At 63.8% G+C, this 20554-nt stretch carries 18 protein-coding genes and 1 riboswitch; of the genes, 11 read left to right on the plus strand and 7 right to left on the minus strand.

Annotation, left to right across the window (positions count from 1 at the left end):
- Positions 1–298: 298 nt before the first annotated feature.
- Positions 299–3214, minus strand: coding sequence for a Tn3 family transposase (locus AC3ANQ_RS01850; protein WP_488303535.1), 2916 nt, complete (start codon positions 3212–3214; stop codon positions 299–301).
- Positions 3215–3433: 219 nt separating this feature from the next.
- Between AC3ANQ_RS01850 and AC3ANQ_RS01855 the strand changes: the two genes are divergently transcribed.
- The 6 genes from AC3ANQ_RS01855 to mnhG are packed head-to-tail and all read left to right on the plus strand — an operon-like array spanning position 3434 to position 9916.
- A complete protein-coding gene (locus AC3ANQ_RS01855) occupies positions 3434–6517 on the plus strand; it encodes a Na+/H+ antiporter subunit A (RefSeq protein ID WP_488303536.1) in 3084 nt (1027 codons plus the stop codon).
- Positions 6514–6969 (plus strand): Na(+)/H(+) antiporter subunit C, encoded by a 456-nt coding sequence (locus tag AC3ANQ_RS01860; RefSeq protein ID WP_488303537.1) that lies wholly within the window; start codon positions 6514–6516, stop codon positions 6967–6969. Before AC3ANQ_RS01855 ends, AC3ANQ_RS01860 begins: the two co-directional genes overlap by 4 nt.
- Positions 6966–8600 carry a Na+/H+ antiporter subunit D gene (locus AC3ANQ_RS01865; protein ID WP_488303538.1) on the plus strand — a complete coding sequence of 545 codons (1635 nt, stop codon included), beginning with the start codon at positions 6966–6968 and terminating at the stop codon, positions 8598–8600. Before AC3ANQ_RS01860 ends, AC3ANQ_RS01865 begins: the two co-directional genes overlap by 4 nt.
- On the plus strand, positions 8597–9163 hold the full coding sequence (locus AC3ANQ_RS01870; RefSeq protein WP_488303539.1) for a Na+/H+ antiporter subunit E: 567 nt from the start codon (positions 8597–8599) through the stop codon (positions 9161–9163). Before AC3ANQ_RS01865 ends, AC3ANQ_RS01870 begins: the two co-directional genes overlap by 4 nt.
- Positions 9160–9438: an MrpF/PhaF family protein gene (locus AC3ANQ_RS01875; RefSeq protein ID WP_488303540.1), complete on the plus strand. Its 279-nt coding sequence runs from the start codon at positions 9160–9162 to the stop codon at positions 9436–9438. Before AC3ANQ_RS01870 ends, AC3ANQ_RS01875 begins: the two co-directional genes overlap by 4 nt.
- Entirely contained in the window at positions 9428–9916 is a 489-nt protein-coding gene (gene mnhG / locus AC3ANQ_RS01880) for a monovalent cation/H(+) antiporter subunit G (RefSeq protein WP_488303541.1), read from the plus strand. Before AC3ANQ_RS01875 ends, mnhG begins: the two co-directional genes overlap by 11 nt.
- Here mnhG and AC3ANQ_RS01885 read toward each other — a convergent pair.
- Positions 9913–10173, minus strand: coding sequence for a DUF4235 domain-containing protein (locus tag AC3ANQ_RS01885; RefSeq protein ID WP_268020140.1), 261 nt, complete (start codon positions 10171–10173; stop codon positions 9913–9915). The two genes, mnhG and AC3ANQ_RS01885, sit on opposite strands and share 4 nt — an antisense overlap.
- Before the next feature lie 60 nt (positions 10174–10233).
- Positions 10234–10998 (minus strand): NUDIX hydrolase, encoded by a 765-nt coding sequence (locus AC3ANQ_RS01890; RefSeq protein ID WP_488303542.1) that lies wholly within the window; start codon positions 10996–10998, stop codon positions 10234–10236.
- 182 nt (positions 10999–11180) lie between these two features.
- Positions 11181–11317: riboswitch (TPP riboswitch) on the plus strand.
- Between the two features lie 74 nt (positions 11318–11391).
- Here AC3ANQ_RS01890 and AC3ANQ_RS01895 point away from each other — a divergent pair.
- The 4 genes from AC3ANQ_RS01895 to AC3ANQ_RS01910 all read left to right on the plus strand — a co-directional run bounded on the left by AC3ANQ_RS01895 (position 11392) and on the right by AC3ANQ_RS01910 (position 16146).
- A complete protein-coding gene (locus AC3ANQ_RS01895) occupies positions 11392–12021 on the plus strand; it encodes an ECF transporter S component (protein WP_488303543.1) in 630 nt (209 codons plus the stop codon).
- Complete coding sequence (locus AC3ANQ_RS01900) at positions 12021–13619, plus strand: ABC transporter ATP-binding protein (protein ID WP_488303544.1); 1599 nt, start codon at positions 12021–12023, stop codon at positions 13617–13619. The genes AC3ANQ_RS01895 and AC3ANQ_RS01900 overlap by 1 nt, the downstream gene beginning before the upstream one ends.
- Entirely contained in the window at positions 13616–14419 is an 804-nt protein-coding gene (locus AC3ANQ_RS01905) for an energy-coupling factor transporter transmembrane component T family protein (protein WP_488303545.1), read from the plus strand. Before AC3ANQ_RS01900 ends, AC3ANQ_RS01905 begins: the two co-directional genes overlap by 4 nt.
- Positions 14420–14622: 203 nt before the next feature.
- Positions 14623–16146 (plus strand): UDP-N-acetylglucosamine 1-carboxyvinyltransferase, encoded by a 1524-nt coding sequence (locus tag AC3ANQ_RS01910; RefSeq protein ID WP_488303546.1) that lies wholly within the window; start codon positions 14623–14625, stop codon positions 16144–16146.
- Between the two features lie 145 nt (positions 16147–16291).
- Here the strand turns inward: AC3ANQ_RS01910 and AC3ANQ_RS01915 are convergent, their stop codons facing one another.
- Positions 16292–17116 (minus strand): endonuclease domain-containing protein, encoded by an 825-nt coding sequence (locus AC3ANQ_RS01915; RefSeq protein WP_488303547.1) that lies wholly within the window; start codon positions 17114–17116, stop codon positions 16292–16294.
- A 241-nt stretch (positions 17117–17357) separates the two neighbouring features.
- Between AC3ANQ_RS01915 and AC3ANQ_RS01920 the strand changes: the two genes are divergently transcribed.
- Positions 17358–18647 carry a glutamate--cysteine ligase 2 gene (locus AC3ANQ_RS01920; protein ID WP_488303548.1) on the plus strand — a complete coding sequence of 430 codons (1290 nt, stop codon included), beginning with the start codon at positions 17358–17360 and terminating at the stop codon, positions 18645–18647.
- 25 nt (positions 18648–18672) lie between these two features.
- Here the strand turns inward: AC3ANQ_RS01920 and AC3ANQ_RS01925 are convergent, their stop codons facing one another.
- From AC3ANQ_RS01925 to AC3ANQ_RS01935, 3 genes are read right to left on the minus strand one after another with little or no spacing between them, the layout of a single operon-like run.
- The gene (locus tag AC3ANQ_RS01925) at positions 18673–19881 is read right to left on the minus strand and encodes an O-succinylhomoserine sulfhydrylase (RefSeq protein WP_488303549.1); all 1209 of its coding nucleotides are present in this window, start codon (positions 19879–19881) and stop codon (positions 18673–18675) included.
- Entirely contained in the window at positions 19882–20292 is a 411-nt protein-coding gene (locus tag AC3ANQ_RS01930) for a rhodanese-like domain-containing protein (protein ID WP_488303550.1), read from the minus strand.
- Positions 20289–20546, minus strand: coding sequence for a DUF1737 domain-containing protein (locus AC3ANQ_RS01935; RefSeq protein WP_395799402.1), 258 nt, complete (start codon positions 20544–20546; stop codon positions 20289–20291). The genes AC3ANQ_RS01930 and AC3ANQ_RS01935 overlap by 4 nt, the downstream gene beginning before the upstream one ends.
- Positions 20547–20554: the final 8 nt, after the last annotated feature.

The following is a 20554-nucleotide window of genomic DNA, read 5'->3' on the forward strand; positions in this document are numbered from 1 at the left end:
CCGTGCCCGTTGGGCAGGCTGAAGGAGTTCCATACCAACACGGACGTTCCCCAAGACAACGGCGGTGATCCGCTGGAAATGCCCTTGGCCCCAAGGCACCGCTCGACCGGAATACGGTGTCAGCTTGTGGAAGACCTGCACTTCTCTGCGTCTGCCCACCATTATTGCTAAGTCACGGGACGAGGCAGCATCCGCGCTGGCCGGCTCTACATGCAGTAATCTGGCCACCTTTCCGCACTCTTGCTGGACGCGTCACGCATCGCAATACCCCTGGCCGAAAGAGACTTAAGCCCGATTATCAGTGCGTAGACACCGGGCCCAGTTCCAGGCGGGTGTTCATGTCAAGAGTGAAGCGTCCGTAGGGGTTGATATGGGTCCAGAACAACGGGGTCAGGCCCCTGCGGTCTTCGGGTTCGAGGATTTCATTGAACTCCTCGACTTCGAGCACGGTTTGAAGCATCAGGGTGTTGATCAGGACCAGGGAGGACTGTAGAAGGTGCAGGGCGAGCATGGACACCTCTGTCGTTTCACGGTCCGGGCCGGTGAGGTCGCGGTTCTTGCCGTAGAAGACGACGTCATTGCCGCTGTTCCAGTTCTCCACGACCTGCAGGCCGGAGTTGATTTCCCGACGGAGCTCCTCTCTTGCGAGGTAATCGGCGGCGAAGATCGTCCGCACGACCCGTCCGAGTTCCTCGAGGGCCTGGTACGTGGGGTGTTTGGGCCCGCCGCGGGTGAAGCGGCGCAGGATCGTCTCCGATTCGGCAGTACCGAGTTTGAGCGCGGTGGCGTACTTGACCATCTGGTCATATTGCTGGGCGATGATGTCCCAGTTGATCGGCCTGGACAGCACCGGGTTGATCTCCCCATAGACCTCTTCACTGCCGGCCCGGTAGAGGCGGATCGAGCCGATGTTCTTCAACCGCGGCAACAGCTTGAAACCCAGCAGCTCGGTGAACGCGAACCCCACAATCGAGGCGCCGTGGGTGTCAACATAGTTCGCTTCAATCTCAGCATCGGTGTCATGGCGCAGGACGCCTTCGATCATGGCAGCAACCTCGGACGAGGAACAGTTCTTCAGCTGGGAATAGCTGCACGTCGACTTCTTCTCCACGTGCCAGTAGATCATCACCCCGGGCCCGCCGTAACGGTTGTGCCACTCGGTCATGAGATTCGATTCCCAGGACCCGAACTTCTTCGAATCCGACGCACACGCATTCCCTTCACCCCACCAAGCAGGGTTCCTGGCTTCAAAGGTCGCGTTGACGACCTTGACAATCGCCTGGCGCAGGTTGTCTTTGGTAATGAATGTCCGGCGGACATGGCGTAACTCCCGCTCAGTCTCCCCGTGACCGCCGGCGTCCGTGACAGCTTTGATGCCCATGTTCGTCCCGAGCCCGAACAAACAAAGCAGCAGACGCTTGCGCAGCGTGTCACGATCAAGGACCTCGCGAGAGGCCACGGAAACGAACTCCCCGGTGAACCCGGTCAGGAAGTCTGCCTCCTTGAGGACCTCAAGCAAGTCCAGGGTGCCCCACCGTGCCAGGACCTCGTCCTTGAGTTTGCCCAGATTCACCGGTTCCAGTTGTTTCTCAAGCTTCGGCACCTTTATCCACGGCGCCCCGCGGCGTCTGGTGATCTTCACCCCGCCGGTAGTATCGGCCAGCAGCCCGTTATCCAGATGCTCCAGTGACCTCCGCATTCTGGACTGAAGATCAAAAATGAACTTGGCCGGGTCCAACGGTTTCCGCAAGGCCTCGTAGTGGAGCTCACGGGAAGCGTCGAAGTCCTGGGGAAGGTCCTCTTCCGGATCCCGCCATCTCCCGGCCCCGTCCACGAAAACCTCACGACGGCGCAACGCGTCCCGTAGGGACACGAGCAGGCAAAGCTCGTAAGGGATCCGCTCAATCCTGCCCTTCTCGTCCCGGACAGCACCCTCCCATGACCTGGGCACCACCCCCGCAACCGGGACCACCTCTCCGGGCGCGAAGAACTGGCTCTTACTTCCAGCATCCGCGTACCGTTCCAGCAACGCGATGGCATCCATGATGGGACGGAACGCCGTGTTGTGGCACCGGAACCGCAGCACCGACAGCAGTGCCGGCAGCATCCGCCGGTAATGATTCGAATACGAACCCCGCAACACGGTCCGGACCTTGCCCTGGAACACCGTCTCGTTGGCTTTTGCCTCCTGGACCAGTTGCCGCAGGGTCTTCTCACTCACCACCGGGAACACGGCCTTCCGGACCGTCTCATCAGGGCATGCAACCGCTGTCTCGGCGAGTTTGAACAGCAAAGCCGTCTTCCCACGGACCCTTTGCAGATCCTCGGTCAGTTCTTTCTCGACCTTCTTCACCGCGCTGGTATTGATCTTCAACACCAGGACCAGCAACAGATCGACCAGGCTGTCAACGATCTCCGCCGTACGTTGATGACACAACGCCGCCAAGAGCGTCAAGCGCACCGGCGCCGGCGCGTCATGGAAATCCGATGGATACGTCCGCGCCGCCCTCGCCCGCCACGCGCTCACGACCTTCTCCGACACACCGGCGAACAAACCAGAAGGAAGAGCAAGACCCTGTGCTGCTGAAAGCTTCTCCACCTCCGCCAGCAACGATTCCAAACCAGCCGGGCCCCGATCAGCCTTCAACACCGACAACAGAGAACCCGCTGTCCCATCAGCGACGAGAGCCTCCAGGCCAGCCGCACCGTCCTGCCCCAGAACCTTGACAACATCAGCACACAGGCGCTTTTCAAACAACGCCCGGCCAGCACCAACAATCCTGCCCGCACGCCCCGGCGGCTCAATCCGCTCCTGACGGCACCGGGAGAGCAAAGCCTCCACAAGCGCAGACTCACGAACCTCCGACGGGCACACCTTCCCCGCCAACCACCCAGCCAGCCGGGCCTCATCAACGGAGGTGAACTCACGGAATCCAAAATGGGACCTGATCTCGGCCCGGTGGTATCTGATTGAACGCCCACCCCAATAGGGGCCCAGCGCATCGATAGGAACAGAAATCTGTGCCGCAACATAGTTTAAAGCTCCGAGTGGAAGATCAGAAGGCCCGACCGGAAACCTGCCATGTTGCTGGAAGAACTTCAGCAACACAGCAAACCCGGCCCGAGTCGCTCCTGACTTCCGGGCCATCAATGCCACATCGTCATCAACGAGCGTCCACGAATCAAGCAGCTCGCCCGTCAGCTCAAGGCCCATACCCAGAACTTAACCACACCTAGATTGCCCCTGAAGACACCTTCAGGAGTACCGGGCCTTTTGGGACGTGTTGCCGGCCGGCATCGAACCGCACCCCTATACACCTTGGAAGCGGACATTGCTTGTCACATCCGGTTGATAAACTACCTGCACCGAACCCAACGATTGACCGCCTGCTCCAACTTTTGACAATTCATTCCTGACTTTGCGGAGATACCAGTGATCACAGTTCTTGCCGTGACCTTTGCAGCGGCAACTGGGGCGCCCTGGATCTTCCGGAAACTCCAAAGGAATGCCTTCTACGTCCTCGCAGCGGTTCCCACCGGGGCTTTCGTCTGGCTGCTTTTGCAGTATGACCAGGTCTATCCCGGCAAGAACCTTGCTGGCTCCGGCGCAGGCACAGCGGGCGGCTTCGTCGAGGAGACCCTCCCCTGGATTCCCAACCTCAAGCTCGAGTTTGCCTTCCGCTTGGACCCCTTGGCCTGGGTGATGTCCTTGCTGGTCTTGGGTGTCGGCGCGCTCGTCTTGGTCTATTGCGCCCGTTACTTCAAGAACAAGGACCCCGATCTGGGCGGGTTTGGGGCCCAACTGCTTGCCTTTGCCGGAGCGATGTTCGGCCTGGTGACGGCCGACGACCTCCTGATGATGTTCATCTTCTGGGAACTCACCACAGTCCTGTCCTATCTCCTGATCGGCTACGCGCGCACCCGCCTCGCCGCCCGGCGCTCGGCGTTGCAGGCCCTCATGGTCACCACCGCCGGTGGCCTCGCTATGCTCGTCGGCCTGATCATTCTGGGCCACGCGGCCGGAACGTACCGGATTTCGGCGGTCATGGCTCAAGCAGCCACCCTCGTCGCGGGACCGGCCCAGGGTGCTGTCGCTGCCGCCGTCGTACTCATCCTGGTAGGTGCGATTACCAAATCAGCGCTTGTCCCGTTCCACTTTTGGCTCCCGGGTGCCATGGCCGCGCCTACCCCCGTGAGCGCGTACCTGCACGCAGCAGCCATGGTGAAGGCCGGTATCTATATCGTGGCGCGCATGGCACCGGGGTTCAGCGAAAGCCCCTACTGGTTGCCCCTGGTGCTCGGACTGGGCCTGGCGACGATGCTGGTGGGCGGGTATCGGGCGCTCCGGCAGACCGATATCAAGCTCATCCTCGCCTACGGCACAGTCAGCCAACTCGGGTTCCTGACCATGGTGGTGGGCCTCGGCCGGCCAGACGCCGCGCTCGCCGGACTCGCGCTCCTGCTGGCACACGGCCTCTTCAAGGCTTCGTTGTTCCTGGTGGTGGGCATCATCGACCGCCACTCCGGCACACGCGATATCCGCAAACTCTCCGGGGTGTACAAGTCCTCGCGAGCCCTTGCCATCGTGGCTGGGATCGCCGCCGCGTCCATGGCCGGAATACCGCCGCTGGCTGGCTTCGTTGCCAAGGAATCCGTGTTCGAGGCGTTCGTCCACTACCGCGCCGGCGCTGCCTCCCAACCTTGGGGACTGGTCCTCCTGGCGGGTTTGGTCTTGGGGTCCATCCTCACCTTCGCCTACAGCGCCCGCTTCATGTGGGGCGCGTTCGCCACCAAGCTGGGCGTGGACCGGACGCCGTTCAAAGCCGTCCAGCCATCGTTCCTGGCGGCGCCCGCCATTCTGAGCTTCCTCACCATCGGGTACGGCCTGTGGCCGGATCCGGTTGATGGGTGGATTCAGCCGTATGCGGCTCTTTTTGCAGGGCACGACGCCGGAGCAGAAAGTGCCGTTGCCAGCCACCTGGCGCTGTGGCACGGGTTGACGACCGCGTTGGGCCTGACCGCCGTAACGTTCGCGGCCGGCGTCGCGATGTTCTATGGCCGGAACCCTGTGTCCCGGGCGCAGAGCCGTATCCCGGACTGGGTGGACGGCGATCGCGCCTACCAGCGCACCATCGGCGCCCTGGACGACGTCGCAGTGTGGGTCACGGGGCGCACGCAGCGCGGTTCCCTGTACTTCTACTTGGCAGTCATCCTCACGGTGGCTTTCGCCGTCCCGCTGACGGCCCTCATCATGGCCAACAAACCACTTCCGGGTGGTCTCTACCTGATCGACCCGAACTCGCCGCTCCAGCTTATCGCCGCGGCGGGAATCGTTGTTGGCGCGTTGGCCGCCGTTCGTGCCAACAAGCGCTTCCTCGCCGTGCTGATGGTCTCCGTCACCGGCTACGGCATCGCCCTGATGTTCGCGTTACAGGGAGCCCCGGACCTCGCCCTGACCCAGATGCTCGTGGAGACCATCATCCTGGTGGCTTTCCTCCTGGCGATGCGCAGCCTCCCCCCGGAGCTCCGGGACCGTACCGGCGGCAAGTACCGGGTGGTGCGCGTCATTATCGGCGTAGCGTTCGGCGTCACCATGATCTTCGTGGCGATCTACGCCATGGGAGCCCGGATCGCGGAGCCGGTGTCGCTCTCCTTCCCCCGGCTTGCCTACGAAGGCGGTGGCGGCCTTAACGTCGTCAACGTGACGCTCGTGGACATCCGGGCGTGGGATACCTTCGGTGAGATTTCAGTGCTCGCGGTTGCGGCAACCGGCGTCGCGAGCTTGATCTTTGTGCGCAGCCGGGGTGAGCGCCTCAACAAGGCGGCCACGGTGCCCGAAGGCACTGTGGGAAGGCGCGCCGCCGTCGGGGGCAGTTCGCGCGAGGACGCTTCACTTGCAATCGTGCGCAAGTTCGCCGGATCTCTGACGGACCCCTGGCTTGTGGCTGGCCGAACCTTGGCACCCGAACGCCGTTCCATCATTTTCGAGGTGGTTACTCGGCTGATTTTCCACTCGCTGATCGTTTTCTCGGTGTATCTGCTGCTGGCCGGACACAACCTTCCGGGCGGCGGCTTTGCAGGCGGACTCACGGCCGGGCTCGCCCTGACCATCCGCTATTTGGCCGGCGGACGCTTCGAGTTACGGGAAGCCGCACCGATCAGCGCCGGCATGCTGCTGGGAACGGGTCTTGCGACGGCGGCCGCGGCGGGCTTCGTTCCGCTGCTTCTGGGCGGCCAAGTGTTCCAAAGCGCCATCATCGGGTTCTGGCTGCCGCTGTTCGGTGACATCAAATTCGTCACCTCCACGATCTTCGACATCGGCGTTTACCTCGTGGTGGTAGGCCTTGCATTGGACGTGTTGCGCAGCTTGGGAGCCGAGATCGACGAACACTTCGAAGAGACCGCCAGCCGAGATTCAGGTGGATCCGGGGAAACCCGGGCCGGAGCTTCGACGGCCACGGCCAGCGGGGCTGGGGCGTCCACGGCATCCACGGTGTCCGGGAAGGGGACACCATGAGCATCAACCTGACCTTGTTGATCGCCATGGGCTTGCTGTATGCCTGCGGAATCTATCTGATCCTGGAACGCAGCTTGACCCGAGTGCTGCTGGGGCTGATGCTTCTGGCCAACGCTACCAACCTGCTGCTCCTGTCCACCGGTGGCTATGCCGGACTTGCTCCACTCTTCAACAAATCGACGGATCCGCGCGACTACAACGATCCTTTGCCGCAAGCCTTGATCTTGACATCGATCGTGATTTCCTTCGCGGTGACGGCCTTCATGCTCGGCATCATCTACCGGACCTGGGCGTTGGCACGCCAAGACGACATCCAGGATGACGCTGAAGACCGTCGCGTGGCCAAGACGCCCAGCTTTGACGCCGAGGACGATTCTGTGGTCCCCGAAGAAACGTCGGAGTTCCCTGTTACGGCAGTCACCGAAGCAGCCAAGGAAGGAGGCTCCGAGTGAACATCGCCAGCCTGGCGCCGCTCGCCGTCGTCCTTCCCATCCTCGGTGCCGCACTGACATTCGCCCTGAACAGGAACCCGCTGGGGCAGCGCATGGTCAGCATCGGCCTGTTGTCCCTTACCCTGCTCCTGGAATGCTTGCTCCTTGCCTCGGTCTGGACCACCGGCGCGGCATCTGTCACACTGGGCGGCTGGCAACCGCCTTGGGGCGTCGTGATGGTGGTGGACCAGTTCTCTTCCCTCATGCTGGTGGTTTCCTCCGTCATCAGCCTCGCGGTTCTGATCTACGCCACGGGTCAAGGCATGGCCGACGGCGACCGCGAAGCACCGGTGTCGATCTTCCACCCGACCTACTTGATCCTGGTGGCCGGGGTTTCCAACGCCTTCCTCACGGGTGACCTCTTTAACCTGTACGTCGGTTTTGAAATCCTGCTCACAGCGAGCTATGTGCTTATGACACTGGGCGGGACCGGCCCGCGTATCCGCGCAGGGGTCACCTATGTGGTGGTGTCCGGAGTGTCCTCGGTGTTGTTCCTGATCGCCATTGCGATGATTTACGGCGCTACTGGAACCATCACCATGGCGGACCTCGCCATCAAGCTTGCCGAATTGGACCCGGGCACCAGGAACTTGCTCCACGTCATGCTGCTGGTGGCGTTCGGCATCAAGGCCGCGGTGTTCCCGCTGTCCTTCTGGCTCCCTGACTCGTATCCGACAGCCCCCGCACCGGTCACCGCCGTGTTCGCCGGCTTGCTCACCAAAGTAGGCGTCTACGCGATGGTCCGTACGGAGACGCTTCTGTTTCCAGGGGACACGTTGAACACCCCGTTGATGGTGGTGGCGCTACTGACCATGCTGGTGGGTATCCTCGGCGCCATAGCCCAGAGCGACATAAAACGTTTGCTCTCCTTCACCTTGGTCAGCCATATCGGTTACATGGTGTTCGGCCTAGCCATGTCCTCGATTGCGGGGCTTGCAGCTGCCGTCTTCTACGTGGCCCACCACATCACCGTCCAAACGAGCCTGTTCCTGGTGACGGGCCTGATCGAGCGCCGCGGAGGGAGCTCGTCCATGGACAGGCTCGGTGGGCTGGCCAAACTGTCCCCGCTCCTTGCGCTCTTGTTCTTCATTCCCGCCATGAACCTCGCCGGAATCCCGCCGTTCTCGGGGTTCCTGGGGAAACTCGGGCTCATGCAGGCCGGCATTGCCCTTGGCACGCCTTTGGCTATTACCTTGGTGGTGGGCGGGGTGGTCACCAGCCTCTTGACCTTGCTGGCCGTTGCCCGCGTCTGGAACCGCGCATTCTGGCGGAAACCCGAGGATGCGGAGTACCCGGACCCCGTGCTGAAGGACGCGGCCGGCGTCGGACTGCTTCCGAGGACCATGGTGGGGCCAACCGCCGCGCTAGTGGTCTTTGGTGTGGCGCTGACCGTCTTTGCAGGTCCGCTGTTCCAATTGGCCGGCAACTCCGCGGAACAGATGCTGGACCGCACGGCATACATCCGCTCCGTGCTTGGCGAGCATGCCCGGATTCCAGGAATCGCCGCGCCAAAGGGCGACACGCCCGCGGGCTCGCCAGCTGGCGGGGCATCACCGGGCGCGCCCGCGGCAGCGCAAGGAGGTGGCAAGTGAGCCGCAGACGGATTTCATTCCTGACCGAGTTGCCCCTGCTGGTCTGGCTGGTGGTGGTCTGGGGCGCTCTCTGGCGGGACTTCAGCCCGGGAAACCTCGTCTTCGGTGCCTTGATTGCGGTGATAGTGGCCAGGGTCTTCTACTTGCCTCCCGTGGAGCTCAGCGGACGCTTCAACGTGCTGCGTGCCATTCCTTTCGTCGTGGTGTTCCTTGGCAAAGTGGTGGCCGCGAGCTTCCAGGTCATGTACTTGGCGATCTTCCGCGGGCCCTCGGTGACCAACGCGGTCGTCGCTGTTCCGTTACGTAGCCATTCCGACCTCATGGTCACCGCCACGGGACACGTGATTTCGCTGATCCCGGGTTCGCTGGTGGTTGAGGTGGACCGTTCTACGTCCACTCTTTACATCCACGGGCTCAATGTCCGCAACGATTCAGACACCGCCAAGCTGCGCCGGGAAGTCCAGGACACCGAGGCCTCTTTGATACGGATCATGGGCACACAGGCGGAAGTGGACGCACTCCAGGCCGAAGGCTGGCCTGCAACGAGGGGAGCCAGTTCATGAAAGACATCGTGCTGATCGTTACTGCGGTGATTCTCAGCCTCGCGGCGGCCGGCGCGATCTACAGGATCGCCGTCGGGCCGTCCCTGTTGGACCGCGTGCTCGCCTCGGACGTTCTCCTGGCCATCCTGGGCGCGGCGCTGGCGATCGACATGGCCGTTAACCGGCACCTCAATAACCTCGTGCTGCTCGTGGCGCTGACGTTGATCGGGTTTATCGGTTCGGTGACCGTGGCCCGCTTCGTGGCCGACCGGAGGGGACAAGCCAATGACTCCTAACGCCACCGGAGTGGATGCCGTGATCGATGCAGTGACCGCGGTGCTTCTGATTGTTGGTGCCCTGATGTCGTTGGGCGCGGCAATCGGCTTGCTGCGCTTCCCGGACCTCATGAGCCGCATGCATGCAGCCACCAAGCCACAAGTGTTGGGGCTGTTCCTGGTCTTGGCGGCCATCGGGCTGCAGCTGCGCGAATGGTGGGTATGGCCGGTCCTGCTGGTCGCGTGGATTTTCCAACTGCTGACAGTGCCGGTGTCCGCACACATGGTGGGCCGTGCAGGCTACAGGACGAAGCACCTCCACCCCGAACTGCTCAGCGCAGACGAACTCGAGGCCGTGGTGTTGCGTGCTGCTGGTGAGCGGGCAGCCGAGAAAGCTCAAGGGGCAGGCCCGGACGCGCCCCCCAGCCGGAACGGTGGGCACCCGGGCAGCATCACAGGGGATAGCCGGCCCAAGGGGAATGGCGGCGCCTCGTCCTAGACGATGTCCGGCGTCTTCGAGAAGCGTGAGATGGCTCGCTGGGTACTGCGGCCGGCTACAACCTGGATGATGGTGCTGACAGCGGCCGAAATCAGGGCGAAGGTCAGCGCTGAGCGCAGGCTGGTTTCCATGTCGTCGTGGCCTTTGGGCGGCTTGTTGCCCGTGGCCTTTTCCCACAATGCGTTGACGAGCTTGCTGCCGACGATTCCTGCGCCGATGCTCACACCGGTGCCGAGCAGTTTGAAGAGCAGGTTCATTCCGGGACTCCTTGCGGGAGGAAACAGGACCATCCCCAGCCTAACCCCACTTCAGGACAGTCACGGCGCAACGGATGGGGGTTGGCGCCTGAGCCGGAAGAACTCCTGCAGTGCTCCGGGCTCCGGCCGCACGGGCACGATGTCACGCTCTTCAGCCAACACGGCCTCCACCGTGCCGAGCGCGAGCAGTTCATCAAGCAGGACCAAAGTGGGCGGCATGAGCTTGAGGGTTCCCGCAGCCTCGGCATCCAGGATTCCGCGGACTGGCATCCACAGTGATGACGACGCCTCCGTCGTCTGGTGCTGCGGCTCGGCCCCAACGGACGGGCAGGCAACGTAGAAATACGTGTCGAAGCGCTTGGGCTGGTCTTCCGGAGTGACCCAGTTGGCCCATGGGCGGAGGGTGGCGGCGTCGAGCTTCAGCCCGGCCTCTTCGAACACCTCACGTTGCGCGGCCGCCAGCACCCGGCCGGCATTGTGCCGAGCCGATGCAGGCTCGACGGCGATGCTGCTCCGGTGCCACGCGGCGGCATGCTGCTCAACGACGTCGTCCGTGAAGTTCCAGCCGGTGCTGTCCGCGTGATCCACCCGGCCCCCGGGGAAGACCACCATGCCCGCGGCGAAATCCATCGTGGACACCCGGTGCTGGACGAACACTTCCAGATCGCTCACGGCACCTTCGGAAATCGCCGCGCCGCCGGCACCTTCAGAACGGGCCGAACCTCCAGGGCTCGCGGGAATGGGAGCATCGCGGACCAGGATCACGCTTGCGGCGAGCCTCGGTTCGGTCACCATGGTGCTGTTCGCTTCGCCTTTGCCTGTCAAGACCGCTCCTTTGCCCTGCTTGCTGCGTCGGATTCTGCTGGATCATTCTCCCAGCTTCGGTGGCCGCCCGTGCCATTTCGGGCCTGCTCGCGCCCGCCCAGCGAGTGATCCAGCAGAATCCGTCGCTTTCCGCTCGGCAACCCCGCCAAGGTGTAAACTGAACCACGCCCAAAAGGGTGGATTGATAACGACAGGGGAGCGCCGCCGTCGGGCTCGCAGCAATGCGGCACGGAGGAGGGGCGCTGAGAGTGCGGACAGCCGCAGACCCTCGAACCTGATCCGGCTAGTACCGGCGCAAGGGAGTCGAGTTCTCATAGTGTCCGGAACCGGCGGCGGAAGCCGCTCGCAGGCAAACCGGAAACACTTTCCCCTCCTGTTCCTCAGGAGGACAAAATGACTGGTATTTCTGCAAAGCCGGGCCTCACCAAGCCCGGTTACAACTGGCGCGTCGTGGACATCGTCGTGGCGGCACTGATCTCGATTGCCGGCGGCGTGATCTTCTGGGCATGGGACCAGATGGCTCTCGTTGTCACGCCCGCGACCGCCGGCTACCCGCCGCTGGGCGGCCTGATCGCCGGCGGTTGGATGATTCCGGCAGTGCTGGGCATGCTCATTGTCCGCAAGCCCGGTGCGGCAATTTTCTGCGAAATAGTGGCCGCCACCAGCGAGCTCATCATGGGTAACCAGTACGGCACCACGGTCCTGATCTCGGGACTGCTCCAGGGCCTGGGCGCGGAACTCGTTTTCCTGGCGTTCATGTACAAGAAGTTCAACCTGCCGGTATCCCTGCTGGCCGGAGCCGGTGCGGGCTTGTTCTGCGGACTGAACGATTCCTTCCTGCCGTGGGGCTGGAACATCGAGTACGAAGCCGTTGCTAAGCTCGCGTACATCGCGTTCTGCACGATTTCCGGGGCCGTCATCGCCGGTGCCCTGTCCTGGATCGCGACCCGCGGCCTCGCCAAGACCGGTGTGTTGAGTGCGTTCGCGTCCCGCAAGGCCGCCTCGGAGCCCGTCTTTTCCTGATGCCCAGTCCTGATTCCGGCACTCCTGCTGTGGTGCGACCCGCCGCCATTTCCGCGCAAGGCTGGGGCTGGCGGCACGCGGGCCGCACCACGCAGGCCATCCACGCCCTGGACCTGGACATCCGTCCGGGCGAGCGGGTGCTGCTGCTTGGCCCCTCGGGCGCAGGCAAGTCGACGCTCCTGCATGCTCTCGCGGGAGTGCTGGGCGAAGAAGGCGACGACGCCGACGAGACCGGCTCGTTGCTGGTGGACGGCGTCTCGCCGAGGGCACAGCGGGGACGTGCCGGACTCATGCAACAGGACCCTGAAACCCAGGTGGTGCTTTCCCGGCTGGGTGACGACGTCGCCTTCGGTGCCGAGAATCTTTGCGTGCCGGGGGAAGAGATCTGGAAGCGGGTCCATGAAGCGCTCGACGACGTCGGGCTGCGGAATAGTGCCAGCGGCAGCTTTGCGTTGGACCACCCGACGTCGGCCCTCTCCGGTGGGCAGAAACAGCGCCTCGCGCTGGCTGGCATCCTGGCGATGCGGCCGGGCTTGATCCTCCTCGACGAGCCGACCGCCAACTTGGACCCTGCCGGCGTGCTGGAGGTCCGCGATGCCGTAGGCCGTTGCCTGGACAAGACCGGCGCCACCCTGGTGGTGGTGGAGCATCGGGTCTCCGTCTGGAAAGACCTGGTGGACCGGATCGTGGTCCTTCAGCCGGGTAGCGGCTCTTCCGAGGAAGGCTCGACGCCGGCGGTGCTCCTGGACGGCGATCCGGACACGGTTCTGGCGCAAGCAAGGGACATGCTCACTACGGCGGGCGTCTGGGTTCCCGGTTATGTGCCGGCCACCCGGCCACGTTCCAGAACAGCAGGCGGCTCCGGCGCGGCGGGCGGTGGAGAGTTGCTGCTCGCCACCCGGGAGCTTGCAGTGTCACGTGAACGGGCACGCCGCCGCGGGTTCACAACCATCCCGCCTCAACCTGTGCAGACCGGGCTCGACGCCCAGGTGCTCGCCGGCCAGGCGCTGACCATCACGGGCCCGAATGGTGCCGGAAAATCTACCTTCGCCTTGACCCTCGCCGGGCTGCTGGCGCCCGTGGCCGGCACGGTGACTGCCGCCGTCGGGCTCAGCGACGGCGCTGGCGCCGATCCTTTCAAGTGGAAGGCCCAGCAACTGATCTCGCGGATCGGGACCGTGTTCCAGGAACCAGAACACCAGTTCGTCACCGGCCGGGTGCTCGACGAGTTGATGTTCGGACCCAAGCACCTTGGACACGGCGAGGAGCGCGTGGACGAGTTGCTGGAACGGCTGAGGCTGGGGCACTTGGTGGACGCCAATCCGTACACGCTCTCCGGCGGGGAAAAGCGCCGGCTGTCCGTGGCCACCGTGCTTGCCGCGCACCCGCGGGTCCTGGTGCTGGACGAACCCACTTTTGGCCAGGACGCCAACACCTGGGCTGAGCTTGCGTCCTTCCTGTCCGAACTGCTCGACGCCGGCACCTCCGTTGTTTCCGTGACCCACGACCAGGAATTCAGCTCCGTCCTGGGCGGCACCGAGATGCGGCTTGCGCCTGCGTTCCAAGGCAGCGCCCGGCAGGAAGCGGGTGCGGCATGAGGGAAGCGTTGAGCATGCGCGGCAACAATGCGCTCCTGACGCGCGCGAATCCGCTGGCCAAGTTCGTGTCGGTCTTCCTGATCACCTTGGTGCTGGCGTTGTCCATTGACGTGGTGTCCGCCTCGACAGCGCTCCTCGGCGAACTGGCGTTGTTCCCCCTCGCAGGGCTCACCGTGCGCTTGCTGTGGCAGCGCGGCTGGCCCCTGATCATCGCGGCAGCGCTGGGTGGCTGGAGCACCGCGATCCTGTCAGCTGTCAGCGGCAGGATACTGCTCGACGTCGGGATCTGGTCCATCAGCGAAGGCTCGCTCCAGCTGGGGCTTGGGTTCATGCTGCGAGGCTTGGCGATCGCGTTGCCGGCCATTCTCCTGATGAGTTGCACCGATCCCACCGATCTTGCCGATGCCTTGGCGCAGAAGGCGAAACTGCCGCACCGCTTTGTCCTGGGTACCTTGGCCGCGCTGCGGCTCGTGGGGCTCATGGCGGAGGAGTGGCAGACCATCGGCATGGCACGGCGCGCGCGAGGTGTCGGCTCGCATGGGAGCCCGCTACAACGGTTTAGGGCCATGCTCGGCCAGAGCTTCGGCCTGCTGGTCCAAGCGATCCGCCGGGCATCCCGGTTGGCCGTGACCATGGAGGCACGTGGCTTCGGCGGTGGCCGGCGGACCTGGGCGCGCGAATCCACCTACAGCCGGTTGGACGCCTGGGTCCTGGTGGGTGGGATGTTCATCGCAGCCGCGGCTGTGCTCGCAGCCCAATGGGCAGGGACGTGGCACTTCGTCTGGCTGAAGCAGGGTTAGGGCCCGGCTGGCTTGCCTACGGGAGTGTTCGGGTACGGTGGGCCCGCATGAGTGCGCCCGCACCGCCGTCGAACTGTGACTGAGCCTCCCTCCCAGCCGCTGGCGCGTCAACGCATATCGCACCAAACGACTATTCTGCCGAAAATGCGGCGTGTTGCACCATAAAATGGGCCTTCGTAGACCATCTATGATATTTATTGGTCATGACGCAACCGACTGCCGAACATGTAGGTCTCCTTCTTCGCGACGCCCGCGGCGAAAAGGGCTGGACACAGGGACAGCTCGCTTCCGAACTGGGCACCAGCCAAAGCGCCATTGCCCGAATGGAACAAGGCAAGCAGAACCTCAGCCTCCGGATGATCGAACGCCTTGAGTCAATCTTCGGTCGCACCATCGTCAAAGTCGGCAAGCGACAGATGACCCACCTGCGTGTCGAGGGCGGACGCACGCTCTCCGGCTCGGTGGACGTCAACAGTAGCAAGAATGCCGGCGTCGCGCTGCTTTGTGCGAGCCTCATCAACCGCGGCACCACCACCTTGCGCCGGCTGGCCCGGATCGAAGAAGTCAACCGGATCGTCGAGGTTTTGACCTCAATCGGTGTCGAATGCACCTGGCTGAACGGCAACGATTTGCGCATCCGCCGCCCGAAGACCCTTGACCTTGCCTCCATGGACGTGGAGGCGGCGCGCCGCACTCGCAGCGTCATCATGCTGCTGGGTCCCCTCCTCGATGAGGCGGCCTCGTACCAGCTGCCTTACGCCGGCGGTTGCGACCTCGGGACTCGAACTGTGGAACCGCACATGCAGGCGCTGCGGCAGTTCGGGCTCTCCGTGGAGGCCAAGTCCGGCTTCTATTCCGTGCAGGCCCCACCGGCCGACGGCGATCACCGCACCTTCGTGCTCACGGAGCGCGGTGACACGGTGACGGAGAACGCCATCATGGCCGCAGCCCACCGCAGCGGCACCACGGTGATCCGCAACGCCAGCCCCAACTACATGGTGCAGGATCTCTGTTTCTACCTTCAGGGGCTCGGCGTGGTGATTGACGGGATCGGGACAACCACCCTGAAGATCACCGGCCGTCCGGCGATCGACGTCGACATTGAGTACTTCCCGTCTGAAGACCCGATCGAAGCCATGAGCCTCATCACGGCAGGCATCGTGACCAACTCGGAGGTCACCATCTGCCGGGTTCCGATTGAGTTCATGGAGATCGAACTGGCCACGCTTGAGCAGATGGGCCAGCAATTGGACATCTCCGGCGAGTACTTTGCACGCAACGGACGGACACGCCTGGTGGATGTCACCACTAAGCCATCCCGACTGCGCGCCCCCGAGGACAAGATCCACCCGATGCCGTTCCCCGGGCTGAACATCGACAACTTGCCTTTCTTCGCGGTCATCGCTGGCAATGCTGAGGGCCAGACCATGATCCACGACTGGGTCTACGAAAACCGGGCCATTTACCTAACCGAGCTCAACAAGCTAGGAGCCCAGGTACAGCTCCTCGATCCGCACCGCATCTACGTCAATGGCCCCACCAAGTGGCGTGGGGCGGAAGTGGGGTGCCCACCGGCCCTCCGTCCTGCCGCTTGCCTGCTGTTGGCCATGCTGGGGGCCCGCGGCACATCCGAGTTGCGCAATATCTACGTGATTGAACGCGGATACGAGGACCTGGCCGAGCGGCTCAACACCATCGGCGCCAAGATCGAGTACTTCCAGGACTGACGGCGTCGGATGGCCGTGCTGAACTCGGCCCTGGTCGGGCGGAACATTCTGCTGGATCACCCAGAGTGTGCTGTCGCCCAGGCCCGGAAACCCGCGGTTGTCTCTTCCACCAGTGGCGGTGATCCAGCAGAATCCGTCGTCGCGATCACTTCCGTCCGCTGTCCAGGGCCAGGACGGCGCGGATTTCCTCCATCACTTGCTCCGGGTTGTTCCAGATCTTCTCGGGGGCGAAGCTCAGGACGTCAAAGCCACGTACCTGCGCAGCGTTCAGTCGTGCCATGTCTTTCCTCCACGCCTCCCGGGAACTATGGAACGCGTAGCCATTGACTTCAACGATCAACCGCCTGCCAATCAAAAAGTCGACCCGTCCGACACTGCGGATACGGACTTGGCGGCGGAATGGCAGGCCTTCCGATTCGAACAGCAGACGGGCGCTGATCTCGGGTACGGATTCGGACAGTCCGTCTGCCTTTGCCAACAGCCTTCTGGCGTTTCCGTAGTAGTCGGCAGAGATCTCACTTTCGATCATGGCCTGCGGGATGCCGAACTGCTGCATGGCCGACTGCGCAATGGAAATAGCATCCACGTCCGGCAAACAGCTCAGAGCATGAATGACGGTGTCTTCTACGGATGCCACGGGGACGGCAATCTTTGGAGACAGGCGAAGCCCGCCATGCCGGACGAAGCCCTTGCCCCGGCAGTGGCGCGCGGCCAGGTGTACATGCCTGGGTTTGTCCTTGATCCACAGGCCGTAGCGTAAGGCGGCACTTGCGCAGGTGAGCTGCCCGTTGTTGAGGATCGCCGTGAGGTATTCCGGATCCGCCGACGGGAGGGCCCACACGCCCTTTCGTGGTTGGTGTGCCCCGGCGGAAGCCAGCTTGTGGATCGCTGAGGGCGTATAGCCGTTGGCGCGAAGAAGGCCTACCCGGGCGACGCCGCCCACTGAGGAGAGGTAATCCAAGGCATCCATGGATCCAGCTAGCCATGGAATTGCAGCTGACGCCCCAAGGAATGTGGCGTATGTGGATGAGTTGGCCGACATTCTGCTGGATCACTCCGGGGGCGGCTTCCACTAATGCCCGGAATATGGGGACACTCGTTCCGCATGGCCGGAGTGATTCAGCAGAATCCGTCGGGACCCAGACCCCCGACCCACCCAGCCCCAGCCCCGCCCCTATTTCCGAAAGGCTGCCATGGCGCACAATTGATCCGTGCGCACTTTTGGTGTGGAAGAGGAGTTGCTGATCGTCGATCCCGTGACCGGCGAGCCCCTTGCCCTTGCCGACGCGCTCCTGTCGGGCATGGCCCAGAACGGCGCACCCCAGCGCAGCCCCGCCCAGGACGGCGTCAATCAAGACGACCCCACCCCGGACGCCCCCGAAACCAGCTTCAACCCTGAGGACATGGACGACGCCGATACCGCCCTCACCCATGAGCTCAAACTTGAGCAGATCGAGACGCAGACCAGGCCATGCCGTAGCTACGCCGAACTGTTGCACCAGATCCGCAAGGGGCGGGGCCTCGCGAGCCACGCGGCACGGCGCCACGGTGCCAGGATCGCGGCGTTGGCCACGTCACCTGTGGACGCCGCTTTGCACACCACTCCGGATCCCCGGTATGCCGTCATGCTCGAACGCTTCGGCATCACGGCACACGAACAGCTCACCTGCGGATTCCACGTACACACCTCGATCGAGTCCCCGGAAGAAGGCGTGGCGGTCCTGGACCACATCCGGGACAAGCTCGCAGTCCTCACCGCGATCAGCGCCAATTCGCCCTTCTGGCGGGGGCTGGCGACGGGCTTTGAGAGCTACCGGACGCAGGCCTGGAACCGTTGGCCGTCCTCGGGTCCGTCGGCCGTCTTCGGTTCCTTGGCCTCCTACCGGCGGGTGGTCCGAAGGCTCATCGAAACGGGTGTCCTGCTGGATGAAGGCATGGTCTACTTCGATGCCCGGCTATCCCGGCACGTTCCTACGGTGGAAGTTCGCGTTGCCGATGTCTGCCTCCGGGCCGAGGACGCCGCGTTGATCGCAGTGCTCGTCAGGGCCTTGGTGGAGACCTCTGTGCGTGAATACCATGCCGGCATTGAGCCTGCGGCAGTGCCCACGGTGCTTTTGCGGATGGCGTCGTGGCAGGCAAGCAACTTTGGACTCCGCGGCGAACTCCTGGACTTTGGAACCTTTCGGCCCGAGCCTGCCGCCGACGTGGTCTGGTCGTTGGTGGAATATCTGGAACCGGTGCTGGCGGAACAAGGTGAATTCGACTTGGCGAAGGCCGGCATCGCAGCCATCCTTAGCCGTGGTAACGGTGCGATCGAGCAGCGCGGTGTTGCCGAGCGGTGGAGCGAGAGCAACGGCGGCCAGCCCGACTCCGCCGGGCTGGCCGCCGTCGTCCAGCACGCCGTCCAGATCACGATGCGCTCAGAGAAGGACCAGAGCGACACCAAACCGCAGCCCGTCCTCACCTGGGTGCGCCAGGACTGGCGCGACGCGCCCGGCTAACCACGCCGGGCTGACCCGCAGCCGGCTAGACCTGCTTGAGGGCCCGCTCCAGGTCCCGGATGAGGTCGTCCACATCCTCCAGCCCCACCGAAAGCCGCACCACACCGTCAGCCAGCCCGATGGCCGCGCGGCCTTCCGGACCCATGGCACGGTGCGTGGTGGTGGCAGGGTGGGTGATGAGGGACTTGGAATCGCCCAGGTTGTTCGAGATGTCGATGACGGAGAGCCCGTCCAATAGCGCGAAGGCGGCCTCTTTCGCCGAGCGTCCCGCGGAGGGGAGCAGCTCGAAGGTCAGCACGGTGCCGCCGGCTTTCATCTGCTTCGCGGCGAGCTCGTACTGCGGGTGCGACTTCAAGAGTGGGTACTTGACCCAGCTGATGGCCGGCTGTTCCTCAAGCCATTCGGCGATCCGCAGCGCCGACGCCGAGGAGTGGTTCACGCGCAGCCCCATCGTTTCGAGGCCCTTGGTCAGGACCCAGGCGTTGAACGCGGAGAGGGATGGCCCGGTGTGCCGCATGAGCTGCTTGACGGGACCGTCGATGAACTCCTTGGTGCCCAGGATCGCTCCGCCCAGGACCCGGCCTTGGCCGTCGATGTGCTTGGTACCCGAGTAGACGATCACGTCCGCGCCCAGATCGCCGCAGCGCTGCAACAGGGGAGTGGCAAAGACATTGTCGACGACGACGGTTGCCCCCGCCGCGTGTGCCAGCTCACTCACCGTGGCGATGTCGACGATTTCCTGCATGGGGTTCGACGGCGACTCGAAGAACACTGCCGTTGTCGGCTCGGACAACGCGGCACGCCACTGGTCCAGGTCCGGGCCATCGACGAAGACGGTCTCGACTCCCCAGCGCGGCAGGATCTCGTTGAGGATGACGAAGCAGGAACCGAACAGTGAGCGCGCGGCAACCACCCGGTCACCGGCCGCCAGCAACGCACCGAGGGCGGTGAAGACAGCGGACATGCCCGACGCCGTCGCGAAGCACGCCTCGGTGCCTTCGAGCAGGCGGAGGCGCTCCTGGAAAGTGGCCACGGAGGGGTTGCCGTAGCGTGAGTAGACGAAGCGTTCGTCCTCTCCGGTGAACGCGCGCTCGGCGGCCGCGGCGGATTCGTAGACGAAGCCGGAATTGAGGAAAACGGCCTCGGACGTTTCCTGGAAATTGGTGCGGTCAAGGCCGCCGCGGACTGCCTGGGTGTCAGGGCCCCAGCCGGCGGCGTCAGGATTGAATGTCACTTAGATGTTCCCCAGGTTCGTCGGAAGTCCACGGTTTTTCCAGCCGTTCACGGTTCGCTCGCCGTAGCGGTCAGGCTCGCCTTCAAAGCCCTCCAACACGTTGTAGGCGGTGTAGCCGGCCTGCGTTGCGGCGATGGCGGCGGCGATCGAACGCTGGCCGGAACGGCAGAGGAAGACCAGTTCGGTGCCACCAGCCTCTGGGGCCTGCTGCGTCAGCTCTTCGATGAAACGCGTGTTGGGGATCCCACCGGCAAGGTTCCACTGGATGAACAGGGGATCGTTTTCGGTGGCTTTGGTGTCTGGAATGCCGATGTGTGCCCACTCGCCTTCGGTGCGGACGTCCACCAGGATGGCGCCCTGCTCCAGTTTGGCCCAGGCATCATGCGGGCTCAGGTCGCCTGCATAGCTCATGCGTGGCCCTCGCCGTCGAACTCTTCGTCGAGTGCATCCACTGCAGACGCGACTGCCGCATCCGCGCTGGCGATCGCCGCGGGCAGGATGATGGCCTGCGCCACGATCACGTCCGTGCCATTGAAGGTGGCAGCCGGGCTGCCGTGCAGCACGTAGCCTTCCGAGAGGGCAGTGGAGATCCGCTCGCAGAATTCCTTGGTATCGGGACCCGTGATGAGCCGGTAGGAGAGTTTTTCTTCGGTGGGTTCAGGCATTGGTGCTC

The organism is Arthrobacter sp. DMZ02-1R, from assembly GCF_057747935.1.